The 17,663-nt window shown below is 67.1% G+C and carries 16 protein-coding genes; 7 read left to right on the forward strand and 9 right to left on the reverse strand.

Annotated elements, in window-relative coordinates; all coding sequences use genetic code 11:
• Positions 1-18: 18 nt before the first annotated feature.
• Positions 19-732 (forward strand): hypothetical protein, encoded by a 714-nt coding sequence (locus ABD205_RS04065; RefSeq protein ID WP_344042665.1) that lies wholly within the window; start codon positions 19-21, stop codon positions 730-732.
• A gap of 100 nt (positions 733-832) precedes the next feature.
• Here the strand turns inward: ABD205_RS04065 and ABD205_RS04070 are convergent, their stop codons facing one another.
• Positions 833-1,951 (reverse strand): diaminopropionate ammonia-lyase, encoded by a 1,119-nt coding sequence (locus tag ABD205_RS04070; RefSeq protein ID WP_344042667.1) that lies wholly within the window; start codon positions 1,949-1,951, stop codon positions 833-835.
• A 141-nt stretch (positions 1,952-2,092) separates the two neighbouring features.
• On the opposite strand from ABD205_RS04070, the gene ABD205_RS04075 reads away from it, so the two are divergent.
• On the forward strand, positions 2,093-3,007 hold the full coding sequence (locus ABD205_RS04075) for a LysR family transcriptional regulator (RefSeq protein WP_344042669.1): 915 nt from the start codon (positions 2,093-2,095) through the stop codon (positions 3,005-3,007).
• A 182-nt stretch (positions 3,008-3,189) separates the two neighbouring features.
• Positions 3,190-3,870: an enoyl-CoA hydratase-related protein gene (locus ABD205_RS04080; protein ID WP_344042671.1), complete on the forward strand. Its 681-nt coding sequence runs from the start codon at positions 3,190-3,192 to the stop codon at positions 3,868-3,870.
• A gap of 241 nt (positions 3,871-4,111) precedes the next feature.
• On the opposite strand, the gene ABD205_RS04085 is transcribed toward ABD205_RS04080, so the two are convergent.
• The 5 genes from ABD205_RS04085 to ABD205_RS04105 are packed head-to-tail and all read right to left on the reverse strand — an operon-like array spanning position 4,112 to position 9,455.
• On the reverse strand, positions 4,112-4,921 hold the full coding sequence (locus tag ABD205_RS04085) for an ABC transporter ATP-binding protein (RefSeq protein ID WP_344042673.1): 810 nt from the start codon (positions 4,919-4,921) through the stop codon (positions 4,112-4,114).
• Positions 4,918-5,910, reverse strand: coding sequence for an ABC transporter ATP-binding protein (locus ABD205_RS04090; RefSeq protein ID WP_344044453.1), 993 nt, complete (start codon positions 5,908-5,910; stop codon positions 4,918-4,920). Before ABD205_RS04090 ends, ABD205_RS04085 begins: the two co-directional genes overlap by 4 nt.
• A complete protein-coding gene (locus ABD205_RS04095; RefSeq protein ID WP_344042675.1) occupies positions 5,900-6,766 on the reverse strand; it encodes an ABC transporter permease in 867 nt (288 codons plus the stop codon). The genes ABD205_RS04090 and ABD205_RS04095 overlap by 11 nt, the downstream gene beginning before the upstream one ends.
• 41 nt (positions 6,767-6,807) lie before the next feature.
• Positions 6,808-7,767, reverse strand: coding sequence for an ABC transporter permease (locus ABD205_RS04100; protein ID WP_344042677.1), 960 nt, complete (start codon positions 7,765-7,767; stop codon positions 6,808-6,810).
• A gap of 11 nt (positions 7,768-7,778) precedes the next feature.
• Complete coding sequence (locus ABD205_RS04105) at positions 7,779-9,455, reverse strand: ABC transporter substrate-binding protein (RefSeq protein WP_344042679.1); 1,677 nt, start codon at positions 9,453-9,455, stop codon at positions 7,779-7,781.
• A gap of 389 nt (positions 9,456-9,844) precedes the next feature.
• Between ABD205_RS04105 and ABD205_RS04110 the strand changes: the two genes are divergently transcribed.
• The 4 genes from ABD205_RS04110 to ABD205_RS04125 all read left to right on the forward strand — a co-directional run bounded on the left by ABD205_RS04110 (position 9,845) and on the right by ABD205_RS04125 (position 14,351).
• Positions 9,845-10,810 carry an alpha/beta fold hydrolase gene (locus tag ABD205_RS04110; protein WP_344042681.1) on the forward strand — a complete coding sequence of 322 codons (966 nt, stop codon included), beginning with the start codon at positions 9,845-9,847 and terminating at the stop codon, positions 10,808-10,810.
• 44 nt (positions 10,811-10,854) lie between these two features.
• On the forward strand, positions 10,855-12,039 hold the full coding sequence (locus ABD205_RS04115) for a thiolase family protein (RefSeq protein ID WP_425572775.1): 1,185 nt from the start codon (positions 10,855-10,857) through the stop codon (positions 12,037-12,039).
• A gap of 97 nt (positions 12,040-12,136) precedes the next feature.
• Positions 12,137-12,904, forward strand: a complete 768-nt coding sequence (locus tag ABD205_RS04120; protein WP_344042683.1) for an SDR family NAD(P)-dependent oxidoreductase — start codon at positions 12,137-12,139, stop codon at positions 12,902-12,904.
• Between the two features lie 58 nt (positions 12,905-12,962).
• On the forward strand, positions 12,963-14,351 hold the full coding sequence (locus tag ABD205_RS04125; protein ID WP_344042685.1) for an L-serine ammonia-lyase: 1,389 nt from the start codon (positions 12,963-12,965) through the stop codon (positions 14,349-14,351).
• 50 nt (positions 14,352-14,401) lie between these two features.
• Here the strand turns inward: ABD205_RS04125 and ABD205_RS04130 are convergent, their stop codons facing one another.
• From ABD205_RS04130 to ABD205_RS04140, 3 genes are read right to left on the reverse strand one after another with little or no spacing between them, the layout of a single operon-like run.
• A complete protein-coding gene (locus ABD205_RS04130; RefSeq protein ID WP_344042687.1) occupies positions 14,402-15,196 on the reverse strand; it encodes a CoA-transferase subunit beta in 795 nt (264 codons plus the stop codon).
• Complete coding sequence (locus ABD205_RS04135; RefSeq protein WP_344042689.1) at positions 15,193-16,137, reverse strand: CoA transferase subunit A; 945 nt, start codon at positions 16,135-16,137, stop codon at positions 15,193-15,195. Before ABD205_RS04135 ends, ABD205_RS04130 begins: the two co-directional genes overlap by 4 nt.
• Complete coding sequence (locus tag ABD205_RS04140; protein WP_344042691.1) at positions 16,134-17,618, reverse strand: class I adenylate-forming enzyme family protein; 1,485 nt, start codon at positions 17,616-17,618, stop codon at positions 16,134-16,136. The genes ABD205_RS04135 and ABD205_RS04140 overlap by 4 nt, the downstream gene beginning before the upstream one ends.
• Positions 17,619-17,663 lie beyond the last annotated feature (45 nt).

The raw sequence follows: 17,663 nt of genomic DNA on the forward strand, positions 1-17,663 counted from the left end.
GACGAAGGAGACCCCACCATGACCACAGCCACGAGCGTCCCCGGCACGGCTCTTGCCGGCGCCTCCCTCCGCCTGGCGGCACGCCTACTCCTCGCCGGCCAGGTTCTCTTCATCCTGATCACTCAGTTCCATGCCGGCGGCGATGCCAACGACCATCAGTCGATCTTCGCTCGCTATGCGCACAGCGGAGACTGGAAGGGCGTCCACGCTCTGCAGTTTCTGACCGTGGCCATCATCGTCGCCGGTCTCGTCATCCTGTGCGCAGCACTCGACGCCCGGACACCGACCTCGGTCGCCGTCGCACGCGTCGGGGCGGTCCTCGCGGTCGTCTCGCTTGCGCTCTACGGAGTGCTGCAGGCAGTCGACGGCATCGGCAACAAGCAGGTCGATCACGCGTGGACGACGGCAGGGGCGGACAAGTCGGCACGATTCGCCAGCGCCGAAGCGATGCGCTGGCTCGAGTGGGGGATGAGCAGCTATCACGCCTATGCCATGGGGCTCGCGCTGCTCGTGGTCGCCGCGGGCGTGGCAGGGGCCATGCCCACGGCGCCCCGCATGATCGCCGCCCTCATGGGCCTGTCCGGTCTCGCCTACCTCGCCGAAGGTTGGGTCGCGGGGTCCGACGGCTTCAACTCGGCGCACTCCGTCCTGATTGTTGCGTCCTGGGCTCTCAGCCTGGCCTGGATGACATGGCTGGTCATGATCACCCGGAGCTCAACGCGTTGGCAGTGACCTCGCTCGGCCTCGCTCGTCGGATATCCGGCTCCGAGTCGCGCGGCTGGGTGGCGCCGTACGAAGCCACCCAGCACGCGACCCGAACCAGGGCCCTGAATCAGTGCAACGGATTCGCGCGGGAGCCTTCGGTGCTGATCAGCACGACGACAGATTCCTCATCGAGCCCCAGGAGGTCGCGGCGATCGCGTGAGGCAACGGCCTGGCGAACACCAGCGAGGGTGGAGGCCCCACAGGGTCCGACGTCCTGCCCGAGATCGTCGAGGTCCGCGACGGCTCGTCGACATTCGTCGTCGGACACGCTGACTGCCGAATCGATCCCCGCGGCCAGTGTCGGCCAAGCCAACCTGGACGGAGTCCCACAATTCATGCCCGCCATGACGGTGAGATCCGTCTTGATGGTCATGAGCTCGCCGGCCAGGAGGGACTGTGCGAGACAAGCCGCGACGTCCGGCTCGACGCTCAGGAGCGAGGGAGCGGCGCTGCCTGAGCGGTAATGGTCGACCATCGCATGAGCGAACGCCCCGACGCCTACTGGACAGGCGACCAGACCCGGGCTGGGAAGGCCTCGCTCGAGGAGTGCCTCATCAACTTCCTGGAACAACGTGGTGTAGCCATCGACGACCCAACGCGGAACGTCGGTGTAGCCCTCCCACGACGTGTCCTGCACGAGTACGTCGACGCTGCTGTTCTCGGTGGAACGTGCCGCGAACGCCACCGCTTCGTCGTAGTCCGTGGACAACTGAACAAGTTGGGCGCCCTCCTGGCGAATGGCTCGGACAGCCGCCTCGCTGACGCCCCACGGCACGTACACACGGGCAGCGAGGCCCAGCATCGCCGCGATCCGTGCGACCGCCCTGCCGTGATTGCCGTCGGTCGCAGTGACCAGCACCGGACGCTCGTCGGGCGAGACTTCCGTCTCGATGTGGTCCTTCAGTGCGTCGACGCTGATCGCCTCGACGTCCAGCTCATAGGAGTCGACAAGTGCGCGGCATGCAGCCCACGAAGCTCCGAGGATCTTGAAAGCTGGAAGTCCCAGACGGTGCGACTCATCCTTCAGCACGACGTGCCCGACACCGAGTTCGGCCGCCAGGGCCGGCAGTGACACCAGCGGCGTGGGCCGGTAGCCGGGCAACGTCTGGTGGAAGGCTCGCGCAGATCGCGGCGGCGGTGTCCGCCACTCCCGTGCCTGGGGGTTCACGTACCAGTGATGCGCCATGGCCACATGATGCTCGTCATAACCTTGAAGAGAAAGCGATACTTCTGTGAGAGTTCCGTCCACCACCGCTTCACAATCGCCCGCAGGCGGGCGAGTGGAGCCGCATGACCCGAGGCTTTTCGCTGCGAACCGAGGAGACCGATGATCAACATCACGCGACTCAAGGTGCTCCGCGAGCTGCACCGTCGGGGCACGCTCTCGGCCGTCGCCGAGAACCTGTGCTACAGCACATCAGCCGTGTCCCAGCAGATTCGCCAGCTCGAACGCGAAGTGGGCGTGTCGTTGGTCGAACCGGTCGGGCGCCGGCTGCACCTGACGCCGCAAGGCCTGATACTCGTCGAGCACGCGACTCGGATACTCGATCTCGTCGAACAGGCGGAGGCCGACATCTCGATGTCGCTCGAGCGGCCGCGTGGGACCGTACGCCTTGCCGCGTTCCAGTCGGCCGCGATAAGCCTGGTTCCGCGAGCCGTTTCGATCCTCCGCGAGCAACATCCTGAGCTGACGGTCGAGTTCCAACAGGGTGAGCCGGAGCAGACACTCTCGGCCCTGCAGGCAGCGGACCTCGATCTCGTGATTGCCGAGGCATATCCGGGGATTCCGGTCCCTGCCACCCCCGGCCTCAGATTCGAACATCTGCTTGACGACCCGTTGTGGCTGGCGATGGACGAGGCTACGTTCACCTCGGTCGACCCGGGACGCAACGTCTTCGCGCAGCTGGCCGAAGCCGGCTGGGCGGCGGAAGCTGCAGACTCCGTGCCTCGTGCCTGGGTCGTCAACCAATGCCGCCAGCAAGGATTCGAGCCACGCATCGTGTGCTCCTCGGAGGACCTCGCCGTGCAATTGCGCTTCGTCGAGGCGGGCTTGGCCGTCGCGGTCCTGCCGAGGCTCGCCCTTGAACTGGCGACCTCCAGTCTGCGAACACTGCCCGCGTCATCGGAGATGGAAAGCCGTCAAGTGCTCGTGGCGTATCGCGAAGCGGCGCGTAACCGAACCGCGGTCGTCGCGATGCGGGCCGCTCTCGAGCAGGCAGCCGAATCCTTCACATCGAGCTGACGCTGTCCGGAGCGCCGTCGGTCGTCAGCGAACGGTGATCTGCTGAACGAGACCGTCGACACGCTTCTCCTTCACGATTCCGGCCATATTCTCGCGCTTTTCGTGGCGCGCATCGTCAGCAGACACTCGTCGCGGCCACGCGGCGTAGGCCGTGGCGAAACCGACGAAGGAGACAACGATTCATGCCCACGCTGGCAAACCGAGACGGTGTACACATCCTGCACCTCGGCGACGACGAGAACCGCTTCTCCCCGGACTGGATCGATTCTGTCAACGATGCGCTCGACCAGGTCATCAAGACGCCGGCCCCGTTGGCCACGATCGGAGGGGACAAGTTCTACTCCACCGGCCTGGACATCGAATGGGTGAAGGCCAACCCTGACCAACGCCCTGCGCAGACCAGACGCCTCGAAGCGCTGCTGGCGCGCGTGCTCACGCTTCCGGTGCCGACCGTCGCAGCAGTCTCCGGACACGCCTTCGGCGCGGGAGCCATGCTTGCCGCCGCGCACGACTGGCGGGTGATGCGAGCAGACCGCGGCTACTTCTGTCTTCCGGAGGTCGATCTCAACGTCGCCTTCTCGCCAGGTATGGCCGCCCTCGTTCAGGCCAAGTTCGAATCTCGCACTGCCATCGCCATGATGACGACCGGGCATCGCTTCCCCGGCGCGGCGGCCCTCGACGCAGGAATCGTCGACGACGTCGCTTCGTCGACGGATCTGCTCGGAGCTGCGGTCGCACGGCTGAGGCCGCTCGCCGGCAAGGACCCGGAGACCCTCGGCACGATCAAGGCAACGATGTACGCCGCAGTCGTCGAACGACTCACCTCCGCCGGGACCGCTGCAGAACCCGTGGGCCGGGCTTAGTTCAGCGCGACGGACCCATGGCCGTTCTGGCCGGTCCTCGAAGCGTCGGCGATGCGCTCGTAGCTCCGATCAGATCGGTCGCCGTCGACAAAGCTCGCCCCTTGACGCGGCCTGTTTGCACGTAGCCGAGGAGGCCTCCGCTACACCGCAGTCGAGTCCTCCCGGAGAACTGCTCCGGGAGGACTCGACTTCTCAGGATGGCGGGCGGGAGGGCCCGCTGGCGCGCCAACTCGTGCGTGCGTCAACTCCCCGGAACGGAGGCGCTCTGACGGCCGAGGGCGGGCGTTGCGTCGAGGAGCTCCCGCGTGTAGTGATGGCTGGGGTTCCCGACCACCTGCAGCGACGTCCCCTGTTCGACGATCCGGCCCTGGTGCATGACGATCAGCCGGTCGCAGAACGCCGCCGCTGTCGGCAGGTCGTGGGTGATCATCAACACGGCGTTCCCCCGACGGCGGGAGGCGTCGAGCATGTGAAGCACACCCGCGCGGACCGAGACGTCGAGCATCGAGACAGGCTCGTCCGCGATCACGACGTGCGGGTCCACGATGAGGGCGGCCGCCACGCAGACGCGCTGGCGCTGACCGCCGGACAGCTCGTGCGGGCGGCGCCCCTCGAAGTCCTCCGCAGGCGACAAGCCCACCTGTTCGAGGGCCTCGCGTACGCGGGTGCGTCGCTCTTCTCTCGATCGGCCCAGCTTGTGGACGACGAGCGGCTCCTCGACCAGGCGGTGAACACTCAGGTGGGGGTCGAGAGCCTCGAATGGGTCCTGCATGACGAGCTGGAGAGGACGGCGGGCGTGTCGGGCCCGCTTGCCCCGGAGCGCGGCGAGGTTGGTGTCACCAAGCGAGATCTCACCGGATGTCACCGGCGCGAGGCCCATGATCGCATTGGCGATCGAGGACTTCCCTGAGCCTGACTCTCCGACGATGCCGACGAACTCACCGCGGTCGAGGTGCAGGTTCACGCCATCGACGGCGCGAGTCGCCCCACTGCCGCGCCTGGCGGGGTAGTCGATCACCAAGTCCCTGATGTTCAGCCCCATCGGCCTCATGCCAAGTCGCCTTTCGTGTGCCTCGCGAAGCAACCGACGTGGTGGTCGGCTCCGATCTGGTCGAGCGGTGGAACGCGGTCGGCGCACTCACCGAAGCGTTCCGGACAGCGCGGTTCGAACGGGCAACCCGTGTGGGCCAGCGCCAAGCTGGGCGGAGCGCCGGGAATCGAGACCACGGCGTCCTTCCGAGTGCCAAGATCGGCAGTCGCCGCGAGCAACAGCCGCGTGTAGGGATGGCTTGACAGCGTCGAGATCTTCTCCGGTGCTGCATGCTCGATGGCGCGGCCGGCGTACATGACCATGAGCCGGTCGCAGAACCGAGCCGCCAGCGCCAGGTGATGGGAGACCAGGATGACGGACATCTGGTCCTCCGCACACAGAGCATCGAGCACCTCCATGACCCGTGCCTGGACGATGGTGTCCAGCGCCGTGGTCGGCTCGTCGGCAAGGAGCAACTTCGGCTCCGGAGCGAGCGCCAGCGCGATCGCGACCCGCTGACGCATGCCGCCGGAGAGCTCGTGCGGAAACGCTCGCGCAACGCGAGGGGGCAGACCAACTCGTTCGAGGAGGTCGCGAACGCGCGCGCGTGCTTGCCCGGTGTCCGCGCGAGCTTCTGGACGGAGTGCCTCGAGCATCTGACGCCCCACTCGGTACACCGGATTGAGGGTGTTCATGCTGCTCTGCAGCACCACCCCGATGTCGCGTCCGCGGGCCGAATCAAGAGCCTGTCCACGCGGAGCCGCGCCGCCGAGGATGTCGACGCCGTCCAGTCGGATCGAGCCAGACACCGCCGCGCGAGCTGGGAGCAGTCCGACGAGGGAGAGCAGCGTCGTCGACTTGCCGCAGCCGGATTCCCCGACGACGCCGAGCCGTTCGCCCCGTCCCACAGTGAACGAGACGTCGCGCACGATGTGGACCCGGGGCCCTCCGGCGGCCGCGGGCAGCCAGACATTGAGGTCACGCACCTCGAGGAGCGGATCACTGCCCATCACGGCGGGTCACCTCCAGCCTGCCGGCGAAGATGTGCGACGCGGGCACGCGAGCGCTCCCGGCGTCCTCGAACGACATCGCAACGAGGCTGCACCCGAGCACCAGGAGCGCGATACAGGCCCCGGGCGGGACGAAGGCCCACCAGGCTCCCGCACTCGACGCCGCGCGATTGAACGCGTTCGCGATGAGCGTGCCCCAGGAGGTCGTCGTCACGCTCTCCAGTCCCAGGAAGGCAAGCGCCGCTTCGAAGAAGATCGCGGAGGCAAGGACGATCACCGAGTTGGCGACAAGGAGGCCACGAACCCGCGGGAACACGTGGTGCCAGATGATCCTCATGTGGCCGGCCCCGAAAGCCTTCGCCCGTCGGACGAACGCCCGTTCTCGTGTGGCGAGGACCTGTGATCGCATCACCCGAGCGGTCGGGGTCCACGAGAGCAGGCCGATGATCAGGATCGCGTGGCCGACGCTGGGTCCCCAGAGTGCCGCCACCACGATCATCAACGGCAGGATGGGCACGACCAGGAAGACGTCGGTCAGGCGCATGAGCCAGGCGTCGACGCGACCGCCGAAGTATCCGGCCAGCACTCCGACGACTCCACCGACGGCCACGGCGATGACCGTGGACGCCAGCCCGACGATCATGCTGACGCGTGTTCCCATCAGAACGAGGCTGAGCATGTCTGCACCGCTGTCGTCGAGCCCCAGAACGTGACCTCGTGACGGCGGCCCGAACACAGGCCCGACCTGCTGGTGGATCGACGAGGGCGCGATCACGTCGGCGAGCACGGCGAGGAGACCGAACGCAACGATGATCACCAGCCCTGCCGCCGCCGCCTTGTGGTCACGGACGCGCAAGCTCCGGCCCCTCCTTGGGAGGGGGCTCACCGTTGTCGCCGTCACAACTGCACCCGCGGGTCCAGGTAGCTGTACGTGACGTCGACGACGAGGTTGCTCAGCACGACGACAACCGTCAGGAGGAGGAACGCGCCTTGCAGCATCGGGTAGTCGCGGGCATTGACGGCGTTGTAGATCGCCTCACCGAGACCCGGCCAGGAGAACACGCTCTCAACCAGGATGACACCGGCGACCAGCGTGCCGATGGTCAGCCCGACCAGCGTGACCAACGGAAGCAGCGCGTTGCGCAAGGCATGACGACGCAGAATCAGTCGGTTGCTCAGTCCACGCGCCTTGGCCGCCAGGATGTAGCCCTCAGAAAGCGTCTCGACGAGCGATGTCCGCAGCACGATCATGAACGCGCCATAGACGATCAGGGCATAGGTGAGACACGGCAGGATCATGTGCTGCATACGGTCGACCAGGTGCGCCTGAAGGCCCGTGCCGGTGAGGAAGGGATCGGAGATACCGCCAGCCGGCAGGTGACCACGAGCGCCGTACAGCAGCACCATTCCCAACCACTGCCCGGGGATCGCGAACATGGTCAGCGCAACGGCGCGGAGCGCGTGGTCACCGGCTGAGCCGCGCCGCCAGGCGGCGTAGACGCCGGTGATGACGGCCAGCGCCAACGCGAGGACGAGTCCTGGCACCACCATGGTCACCGTGTTGACGAGCGCCGTCCAAAGGTTGGCGGCCACAGGCTGGCGGTTGCCGAACGAGACCCCGAGGTTGCCGTGAGCAAGTTGCACGAGATAGGCCCTGAGCTGAGTGGCGGTCGAGTGGTCCAGACCGAACTGGCGCTCGAGGGAACTCCGAAGCTCAGGCGAGGCGTTGGGAACCAGGCCGAGGTTGGCTGCGTTTCCCGGCGCCAGGCGGAAGAGGAAGAAGTTGCCCACGGCGACCGCCAAGGTGACCAGAGCGCCGGCCGACAACCGCCGCCCGAGCACGGCGGCGGCCCTCATGACTGACGTCCTCATCCGATCGTGGCCTGCTCGATCCAGATCTTGGACATGTAGTTCACGACCACCAGCGGCGAGCTGGTCATCTCAGGGAGGTTGCCGACACTGCGTGCGACGCTGATCGCGTTCGCCACGTAGAGCGGGATGACCGGCTTCGCCTGGGCGAAGCGCTCCTGTGCCTGGCGCACAGTCTTGACGCGGTCGGCCCCGGTCTGCGTGCTCTGACGGGCGAACAGACCGTCGTAATCCCGGTCGCAGTAGGCCGCGAGGTTGTTGCCCCCCAGTTGGGAGCACGTCCACGAGAACAGGTAGCCCGAGGGGTCATAGCCGAACGCGTAGTCGCTGATCATCATGTCCCAGTTGCGGTAGTGATTGTCCGACCCGTAGATCGCCTGCAGGAAGGTCGGGAAGTCGGAGGATCGCGCATCGACCTTGATGCCGATCGCCGCGAGTTGCTTGACCACCTCGGTCACCACTCGAGGCGCACCGGTCGCTACCGACGGAAAGAGCAGCTTGTACGACATCGGCCGACCGTTCACGGTCCGAACGCCGTCCGCTCCTCGCGCGTATCCCAACGAGTCCAAGAGGTCATTGGCGCGACCGAGATCGTATGGGGTCGCCGTCACCGCAGGGTTGTTCCACTGCTTGAGGGCAGGAGGCACCATCGTCCCGGTGGTCATCCCTGACCCGTCGGCCACCACGTCGATGAGCGACTTCTTGTCGATGGCCAGGTCGATGGCCTGCCGCACACGAGGGTCCTTGAGCTCGGTGTGCTCGTTCTGGAACGTGCTGGAGTTGAAACCGAGCACATCGGTGTCCAGTCCCGGGACGTTGTTGACGGTCAGCGACTTGTCACTCTCCAGCTGCGAGACGGCCGTGGGCGGGACTTCGTAGGCGACATCGAGCTCGTGGGAGCGCAGCGCGCTGAGCATCGCGTCGTTGCTGGTGAAGAACTGGAATCCGAAGCCCTTGAGCTTGGGCGCCGGGCCGTAGTACCCCTGGTAGCTGGCGAAGTTCGCAAACTGATTCTCCGTGTATTGAGTCAGCTTGAACGGGCCCGCACTCACCGGCGAGGCGTTGGCGAAGGTCGCCAGCTGCTCACCGTTGCCGGCCGCCATCGGCTCCCAGATGTGCTCAGGAAGGATCGGCAGCGAGGCGAGGCCATCTTCGGCAGTGGCTGTGGGAGTGCTGTACTCCACGGTCAGGGTCGTGGGACTGGGCGCGGAGGCCTTCACGATGTTGGTGACGTACGGGGCGAACGTGGCGGCTGCCCCGTCCTTGAGCCGCACGACCGCGTTGATCGTCCAGGCCGCGTCGGCGGCGGTGAGCGGCTCACCGTCGGTCCACTTGGCGCCGTCGCGGGTCGTGAACGTCAAGGTCTTCCCGCCGTCCGCCACCGCGGTCGTCTTCGCGAAGTCCCCCACGATGTTCTGCGACTGGTCGTACTGAAGCAGGTAGGGGTAGATGACGCGAAACGTCGCAGTGGCGAAGCCGTTGTGACCGACGAAGGGGTTCAGGGAGTCGATCCTCGACGAGGCGTCACCGATGCGGAGGACACCACCGCCGCCGCCGTTCGAGCTCGACCCGTCGCTTCCGCAGCCCGTCAGTAGAACGACGGAGAGCGATGCGCCCGTGAGGACGACCCCAAGGCGCTTGGCAAGGCGCCGCACGCAGTGACCTGACTTCAACATGAGAGACCCTTTCGAGGTGGAGTAGCCGAATACTGTTCACCCGCCCGGCCTGAAGAAAAGCGGCAATGTTTGGCCTCAATCGTGAAGCGAAAGCGGACGTCCTCCCGGGTGATCGCCCCACCGCCCGCGTCGTCATCGCGCCGGGTCCGTCGTGCCGCTTCTGCGCTGATCGTCCGCATTTGCTTCACTCTGGTGACCGGGGTCTCTCGCTTTTCTTCTGCTCTCTGGGGCGGCCACGATGGGGACGAGTCGCATCGACCGCCGGAAGACCCGGTCAGGCATGACGTGTAGTGACGGTCAGCCGCGCGCCGCGACGCTGCGGCATGGTCGGGCGGACTCGACGGGCCGGCCTTGGCCCGTGCCGATCCCACTCCCGAACGGATACGTACATGTCGACCCTTGGCTCCGGCCCGGACGGTCATCTCGCAGTGACCAGCACGAGCGACGCGACCACCGCATCAGACGCGATCGATCTCGATGGCTACCGTGCCGCGACTCTCCCGGGAGGACGGACGGTCGAGTATCTCGTTGAAGGCGACCCCGACGGGTTCCCGCTCGTGTTCCACCACGGAACGCCCGGCGCTGCGGTGCCCTATGCCTACCTCTCGGGAGTGGCGCGCGAACGCGGGCTTGCACTGGTCGTCGCAAGTCGACCGGGGTACGGCATGTCCGGCGCGCACCCGGGTCGACGAGTCATCGACATCGCCACCGATGTCGCCGGCGTCCTGGACGATCTCGGTTGCGACGACTTCATCACGCTCGGATGGTCCGGCGGCGGCCCCCACGCACTGGCCAGCGCGGCCGGGCTTCCGCAACGGTGCCGCGCGGCCGCGGTCGGCGCTGGAGTGGCACCGTTCCACGCGACCGGGCTGGAGTTCTTCGAGGGGATGGGCGCGGAGAACATCGTCGAGTACAACGCTGCGGTCGCCGGGCGAGCCGAACTGGAGCGGCTCCTCGAACACGAGCCCGCGAAGTACGGCTCCATCTCCGCCGACCAGGTCGCCGCAGCGCTCGGAGACCTGGCGTCACCAGCGGACAAGGCCTTCGCGACCGGCGAGTTCGCCTCCCGGCTTCTCGCGTCGATCAACCGCGGCCTTGCCTTCGGAATCGAGGGGTGGGTGGAAGACGGCCTCGCCTTCACGCGTCCTTGGGGCATCGAGCTCGGCGACATCTCAGTCCCCGTGTCGGTCTGGCACGGAACGGCCGACTGGACCGTGCCGTTCGCCCACGGTGAGTGGCTGGCCGCTCACGTGGCAGGCGCGGTCGCCCATCTGTACGAGAACGAAGGCCACCTGTCGCTGTGGAGTCAGGTCGCCGTCATCATCGACGACCTGATCCGTCAGGCGGGGCTCTGACGACTTGATCCATACGGCCGTGAGGGCATCCACCATGCGAGTCCATGTCAGGAAGTGGGTCATCAGTGTTGCGTGAGGCGGTGATCGTCGAGGCGATCCGCACTCCGATCGGCAAGCGCAACGGCTCGTTGGCTGAGATCCACCCCGTGGATCTGACGGCCATCGTCCTGCGCGAGCTGTCATCAAGAACCGGAATCGACCCCGCCGAGATCGACGACGTCATCTGGGGCTGCGTCACGCAGCTCGGGGATCAGTCGAGCAACATCGGTCGCTTCGGCGTCCTGGCCGCAGGATGGCCTGAAACCGTCCCCGCGGTCACCGTCAACCGCGCATGCGGGTCGAGCCAACAGGCGATCGACCAGGCCGCGCACGCGGTGATGTCCGGCGCCTTCGACCTCGTGGTGGCCGGTGGCGTGGAATCGATGAGCCGCGTGCCTCTCGGTGCGGCAAGAGAGAGCGGTCTGCCGTACGGACAGACGGTCCTCGACCGGTACGGCGTCACCGAGCTCGCGCAAGGGCCGAGCGCCGAGATGATCGCCCGTGAGTGGCGGCTCAGCCGAGTCGTCCTCGACGGGTACGCGGCGGAGAGTCACCGCCGGGCCGCCGAAGCCGTCGATTCAGGCGCCTTCAGTCGTCAGCTGGTGCCGGTGCCGTTGGAAGACGGAAGCACCTTCTCGATGGACGAGGGCCTGCGACGAGGCACGACGATCGAGACGTTGTCGGCGCTCAAGCCCACCTTCCGTGCGGACGGAACGATCCATGCAGGCAACGCATCGCAGATCTCGGACGGCGCTGCTGCGGTTGTCGTCACGACGCCGGAGCGGGCTGCGGAGCTCGGTCTGACGCCGATCGTGCGGTATCACGCCGGCGCCGTGGTGGGCGACAACCCGGTCATGATGCTCACCGGTCCGATCCCTGCCACCCGCAAGGTCCTCCGAAGGGCCGGCCTGAACATCAGGGACATCGGGGCGTTCGAGGTGAACGAGGCCTTCGCGCCCGTTCCGCTCGCCTGGCTCGCTGAGACCGGCGCAGATCCGAGGCGGACCAACCCGCTGGGAGGCGCGATCGCGCTCGGTCACCCACTCGGCGCGTCCGGTGCCATCCTCGCGACACGACTCATCCACCACATGCGCTCCAACGGGATCCGCTACGGCCTCCAGACCATGTGCGAAGGCGGAGGTACCGCGAACGCGACCATCTTCGAACTTCTCGACCGGTCCGCCTCGTGACCTCGACCCGATGTGGCGGCAAGGCCTCGACAACTGGGCCGTCCAGCGCCGATGGGGAAGTCCGATCACACAGAATCGAAGGAGCGACGCAGTAGTCATGGACATCAGTGGGACATCCGCGCTGGTCACAGGAGGCGCGTCAGGCCTGGGACTGGCCACAACGCGGAGACTCGTCGACGCGGGAGCGAGTGTCACCGTCGTCGACCTGCCCGACAACCCTGGCAGGGCAGCTCTCGGCGACCTCGCCGACGCGGTGACATTCCACCCTGCTGACATCACCGATGCGGAAGCGATCAGGGATGCCCTCGCCGCAGCATCTCGGACGTCTCCTCTGCGCGCTGTGGTGCACTGCGCCGGTCGCGGAGGCGACCGCATCCGCATCTTGGACAAGGAAGGAGGACCGGCGCCGCTCGACGCCTTCGAAGAGGTCATCAGGATCAACCTGGTCGGGACGTACAACGTGCTTCGACTCGCGGCGGCGGCGATGGCAGAGAACGACGTGGTCGACGGTGATCGTGGAGCCATCGTCATGACTGCATCAGTCGCAGCCTTTGACGGCCAGATCGGCCAAACGTCGTACACCGCGTCGAAGGCCGCCGTCCACGGCATGACCCTGGTGGCTGCCCGGGACCTGGCGAGCCGCCAGATCCGCGTGAACACCATCGCTCCAGGCACCTTCGACACGCCGATGCTCACCAGACTCCGCGACGATATCCGCGAAGGTCTGGCGGCGTCCGTCCCCCATCCCAAGCGGCTGGGTCAGCCAGAGGACTACGCGCGCCTCGCCGTCAGCATCCTCGAGAACTCCTATCTGAACGGGGAGACGATCAGGCTGGACGGCGCGATCCGTATGGCGCCCCGATGAAACCCTCTGCGAAGCCGCAGCGACGGCTTGGCCGCCCGAGCAGCACGTGACGGTCTTCATGACGCTCAGTGCATTCGACGTCTTCTCCATCGGGATCGGACCGTCGTCATCCCACACGGTCGGTCCCATGAAGGCGGCGAAGCGCTTCGTCGAGCTCCTGGCTGAACGGCAGCTTCTCGAACACGTCGCCGGCGTCAGGGCGGAGCTCTTCGGGTCGTTGGGCGCCACCGGACACGGGCACGGGTCAGCAACAGCAGTGCTGCTCGGCCTCGAGGGCGAGGAGCCGGCCACCGTCGACACCGAGTCAGTGGGGCGACGCGTCACCAGCGCCGCAGCCACGGGGATCCTGCTCCTCGGGGGTCGGCATGCGATCCGGTTCGACCCCGAGCTCGACATCGTGATGCATCGGCAGCGCGCGCTGCCCCAGCACCCCAACGCGATGAGATTCACGGCGTCCGGCGATGCCGGAGCGGTGCTCCTGGAGCGCACGTACTTCTCCATCGGCGGGGGGTTCGTCATCGACCCGGAGGAGGTCGAATCGCAGGAGGCCGTGCGAGACGGGGTCGAGGTCCGGTTCCCGTTCTCGACCGCTGCCGAGCTCCTCGAGATCTGCGCGTCTCAGGGCCTGCGGATCAGCGATGTGATGATGGCGAACGAGCGCGTTCGGCGCTCGGATTCGGAGATCCGCGCCGGCTTGCTTGCGATCTGGCGGGCGATGAAGTCCTGCGTGGAAGCCGGGTGCCGGCGTGATCCCGCGACCGAGCTCCCCGGCGGACTCCGGGTGCGCCGGCGCGCGCCGGCCCTCCATCAGAAGCTCACGAGCGGCCCCAGCGCTCCCGACACGGACGACCCGATGCGCGTGCTCGACTGGGTCAACCTCTTCGCGCTCGCCGTCAACGAGGAGAACGCCTCCGGCGGCCGTGTCGTCACGGCCCCGACGAACGGGGCCGCCGGCATCGTGCCAGCGGTTCTGCATTACTACGTGTGCTTCATCCCTGAGTCCGACGAAGACGGCATCGTGCGATTCCTTCTCACCGCCGCGGCGATCGGCATCCTCTTCAAGCTGAACGCGTCGATCTCGGGCGCAGAGGTCGGCTGCCAGGGGGAGGTCGGATCTGCGTGCGCCATGGCCGCGGGCGCCCTGTGCGAACTGCTCGGAGGCTCACCCGCCCAGGTGGAGAATGCCGCCGAGATCGGCGTCGAACATCACCTCGGACTGACGTGCGACCCGATCGGCGGCCTCGTGCAGATCCCCTGCATCGAACGCAACGCGATCGCTTCCGTCAAGGCGATCAACGCCGCACGGCTTGCTCTGCACGGTGACGGCTCGCACAGAGTCAGCTTGGACGAGGCCATCAAGACCGTGCGCGACACCGGTCGAGACATGGACACGAAGTACAAGGAGACCTCGCGCGGCGGATTGGCCGTCAACGTCGTCGACTGCTGACGCACTCGTGTGAGACCCCGCAGCAGCAGTCCCCGACGCCGACGGCGTCCTCACCGCAGATAGAGGCGTACGACGTCGATCTCCTCGCGCAAGAGCCGTACCTCCTCGACGGTCGGCCTCACCGTCTCGGTGACGGTCGCCGCGACGCGGACCGGCCAGCCGGTGGCCGCTTGAACGTCCTCGAGGGTGTACCCCGGATGTACCTCGGCAACCTCCAACTCGCCGAACTTGTCCGGCCGCCGAAGCACCGCCAACGGTGTGATCACCGTGGAAACGCCGTGGCCGCTCGGGACCATGCGCACGTCCTCAGCGGCAGCCCGCACAGGACTCGGAGACGTGCAGAAGTCCAGATCAAGGGGGAGCGACTCCGGGTCGTGTCGCCGGAGGACGATGATGCATTCGCGAGCGTTCCTCATCACCTCGGCCGCGCCACCGGATCCTGGCAGACGGACGGTCGGGCGGCTCCAGTCACCGATGATGCTCGTGTTGAGGCTTCCATAGCGGTCGACCTGCGCCGCACCGAGGAAACCGACGTCGATGTGCCCGCCCTGCAGCACGTAGCCGAACAAGGCCGGCATGGAGATGACCGCAGCAGCTCCCGACACGAGCACCGAGTCGGCGACGCCCTCGGCGAGAGCCTCGGGCGAGGCCCCGCACACCCCTGACTCGTACACGAGCTCTAGCGCGGGGTTGGTCGTCCGCCGGACCAGGTCGACAGCGAGGGTGGGGAGGCCGACGCCGGCGAAGACACGGCGTCTGCCGGCGAGCTGACGTGCAGCCACGCAGGCGAGGAACTCGGTGCTCGACGGGGGGACGTCGGAGAACGGGCGCTCCTCGCTGGTCATGAGGTACGTCCGGCGATCACGGCCCCGACGCGGCGCTCGGTCGCCGGTTCTGATGGCTGCGGACCAGACGTGAGGTCCTGCCACCGATCGGCGCCCAGGAGAGCCAGGTAGGCCGATCGATCGGGGACCTGACGCACCCACGTGTCGAGCCACGAGGCGAGCCGTTCCCGATCGCGGCTGATCGGCGTCCATGCGCGATAGAAGGCGTTGTCGCGGTCGTAGTAGCCCTGAGCGTAGGAGGGATGCGCCCCGCCGGGGCAGTGAATGACGGCGTCGACGATGTGTGCCGGTAGGAGGGTGCGGTTCGGATCCGCGCGCACGATCTGGTCGTCGACGAGTTCCTCGACTGTCACGATCACCCGCTTTGCTGCGAAGGCGGCTTCCTGCTGCACGCCGACGATGCCCCACATCTGCACGTTTCCGCTGTGGTCCGCGCGCTGGGCGTGAACGATCGTGACGTCCGGCCGGAGAGGGGGAACCACATAGACGTCCGCGCCTCCATAGGGGTCGGAGACCTTCCTGATGTCAGGGTTGATGCTGGGGATGTCGCTGCCCGCATAGGAGAGGAGCGGGAAGAACGGCAGGTTGGCGGCTCCGGCCTGATACCGGCAGACCATGCCGTAGTGGCTGTACTCCTCGACCGCCAGTGGTGCTGGGTCATCGCGCTCGATGCGCCGACGAAGCTCATACAACGAGCCAGCGGACCCGCTGGCGAAGTAGGACGCGACGAGGCGAGAAACGCAGCCAGCACCGACGAGTTGATCTGCGAGCAGGTCGGGGGTCATGCGGCACAGCGTGAGGCCACGCCGATTCTGGCGGATGACCTCGTGGGCGGCGGCGAACGGAATGAGGTGCCCGAAACCTTCGAGCGCAACCGTCATCCCGTCAGCGACGAATCGGGAGATGGCTGTCGGGAGGTCGGAGACCTTCGGACCGCTCATGCGTCGGTGCCCGCCGAGGCGATCTCGGTGGCAGAGTAGAGGTCGCGCAGTGCCGGCTTGGCGACCTTCCCGAGAGCATTTCGCGGGAGCGCGTCGAGTACCCGGAATCCGACGGGACGCTTGTAGCCGCTCAGGTGCGCGGCGCAGTGCGCCTCCACCAGCGCGATGTCGATGACCTCACCTGGAGCCGCTTCGAGGTAAGCGACGACGATCTCGCCCCACACCGGGTCGGGTGCGCCGATGACGGCCGCCTCTCGCACCGCGGGGTGCGCCGTGAGGACGTCTTCGATCTCCTTCGGATAGATGTTCGCGCCTCCACGGATGATCAGGTCCTTCGACCGACCGACCAGCGTCAGGTAACCGTCGTCGTCGAGATAGCCCAGGTCGCCGGTGTGCAGCCACCCGTCGACGATCACCTTCGCCGTCTCCTCCGGCCGCCCCAGGTAGCCGCGCATGATGTTGTCACCACGCAGGACCACCTCGCCGGTGGCACCTGCCGGAGCCTCGGCGCCGTCAGCGTCCAGGATCCGCACCTCCTGGCCAGGGAACGGCACGCCGACCGTGCCCGCTCGCCGCGGACCGTCAACGGGGTTGAGCGTCGCTCCGCAGGTCGCCTCCGACAAGCCATACCCTTCGACGACCGGAAAGCCATACCGCTCCTCGAACTGCTCGAGCAGTGCGGGCGACGCGGGCGCGGCCCCACAGACGGCGTACCGGACCGCGAAGGTGTCGGGAGTCACCTCCGCGGGAAGGGATGCCAGCATGGCGAAGACGGTGGGCACCGCGCTGAAGTAGGTCGCCCGTTCGGACTCGACCAGGTCGAAGAACACACTCGGGTCGAAGCGGTCTGCGATGACCACGCTCGCTCCTTGCGAGAGTGGGAGAAGGACGCTGACGACGATGGCGTTGACGTGGAACAGCGGCAGGATCAAAAGGCAACGATCATCGGGCGCGAGCCCGAGGCCCAGACGACCCATCGCCACCGTCGCGTCGAGGTTGGCGTGGTCGAGCATGACGCCCTTGGGAACGCCAGTGGTCCCACTGGTGTAGATGAGCAGGGCGAGGTCGGACGGATCGGTCTCGACGGGCCGAAGTGTCTCGCGCGGCAGGCGGCGAAGGGCACCGATCGTGAGGGTCGGTGTCCCTGACACAGCGGGCGCGCCGTCCTCGATCAGCAGGATGTGGGCTCCCGAGTCGTCGAGCTGGCGAGCGACCTCACGTTCCGTCAGGCTCGGGTTCACCGGCGTGACCGTCGCCCCCAGACGCCATGCGGCGAACATGGCGGTGACGAACTCGATCCGATTGGTCAGCTTCAGCGCCACCACGGCACCCGCGCCGACCCCGAGCTCGTGGAGGTGTTCTGCGGCGGCGCACACCTCGTCTCGAAGTCCGGCGTTGGTCAGGGCCCTTGCCGAGTCGGAGACGGCTCGACCATCCGGGTCGACCTGGGCGCGGTGGTCAGGGAGGGAAGCGAGGTGCATGTGGGTCACTCCTGGGAGAGATGCCGGCGTCAGAGTCGCCGGGTC

This window comes from Nocardioides panacihumi, from assembly GCF_039530925.1.
Classification (GTDB): Bacteria; Actinomycetota; Actinomycetes; order Propionibacteriales; family Nocardioidaceae; genus Nocardioides; species Nocardioides panacihumi.

What these genes read in the sequence shown, in the direction of transcription:
- ABD205_RS04065 (WP_344042665.1), top strand. Translation starts at nt 19, where the DNA reads ATGACCACAGCCACGAGCGTCCCCGGCACGGCTCTTGCCGGCGCCTCC.
- ABD205_RS04070 (WP_344042667.1), bottom strand. Translation starts at nt 1,951, where the DNA reads ATGGCGCATCACTGGTACGTGAACCCCCAGGCACGGGAGTGGCGGACA.
- ABD205_RS04075 (WP_344042669.1), top strand. Translation starts at nt 2,093, where the DNA reads ATGATCAACATCACGCGACTCAAGGTGCTCCGCGAGCTGCACCGTCGG.
- ABD205_RS04080 (WP_344042671.1), top strand. Translation starts at nt 3,190, where the DNA reads ATGCCCACGCTGGCAAACCGAGACGGTGTACACATCCTGCACCTCGGC.
- ABD205_RS04085 (WP_344042673.1), bottom strand. Translation starts at nt 4,921, where the DNA reads ATGAGGCCGATGGGGCTGAACATCAGGGACTTGGTGATCGACTACCCC.
- ABD205_RS04090 (WP_344044453.1), bottom strand. Translation starts at nt 5,910, where the DNA reads ATGGGCAGTGATCCGCTCCTCGAGGTGCGTGACCTCAATGTCTGGCTG.
- ABD205_RS04100 (WP_344042677.1), bottom strand. Translation starts at nt 7,767, where the DNA reads ATGAGGGCCGCCGCCGTGCTCGGGCGGCGGTTGTCGGCCGGCGCTCTG.
- ABD205_RS04105 (WP_344042679.1), bottom strand. Translation starts at nt 9,455, where the DNA reads ATGTTGAAGTCAGGTCACTGCGTGCGGCGCCTTGCCAAGCGCCTTGGG.
- ABD205_RS04110 (WP_344042681.1), top strand. Translation starts at nt 9,845, where the DNA reads ATGTCGACCCTTGGCTCCGGCCCGGACGGTCATCTCGCAGTGACCAGC.
- ABD205_RS04115 (WP_425572775.1), top strand. Translation starts at nt 10,855, where the DNA reads ATGTCAGGAAGTGGGTCATCAGTGTTGCGTGAGGCGGTGATCGTCGAG.
- ABD205_RS04120 (WP_344042683.1), top strand. Translation starts at nt 12,137, where the DNA reads ATGGACATCAGTGGGACATCCGCGCTGGTCACAGGAGGCGCGTCAGGC.
- ABD205_RS04125 (WP_344042685.1), top strand. Translation starts at nt 12,963, where the DNA reads ATGACGCTCAGTGCATTCGACGTCTTCTCCATCGGGATCGGACCGTCG.
- ABD205_RS04130 (WP_344042687.1), bottom strand. Translation starts at nt 15,196, where the DNA reads ATGACCAGCGAGGAGCGCCCGTTCTCCGACGTCCCCCCGTCGAGCACC.
- ABD205_RS04135 (WP_344042689.1), bottom strand. Translation starts at nt 16,137, where the DNA reads ATGAGCGGTCCGAAGGTCTCCGACCTCCCGACAGCCATCTCCCGATTC.
- ABD205_RS04140 (WP_344042691.1), bottom strand. Translation starts at nt 17,618, where the DNA reads ATGCACCTCGCTTCCCTCCCTGACCACCGCGCCCAGGTCGACCCGGAT.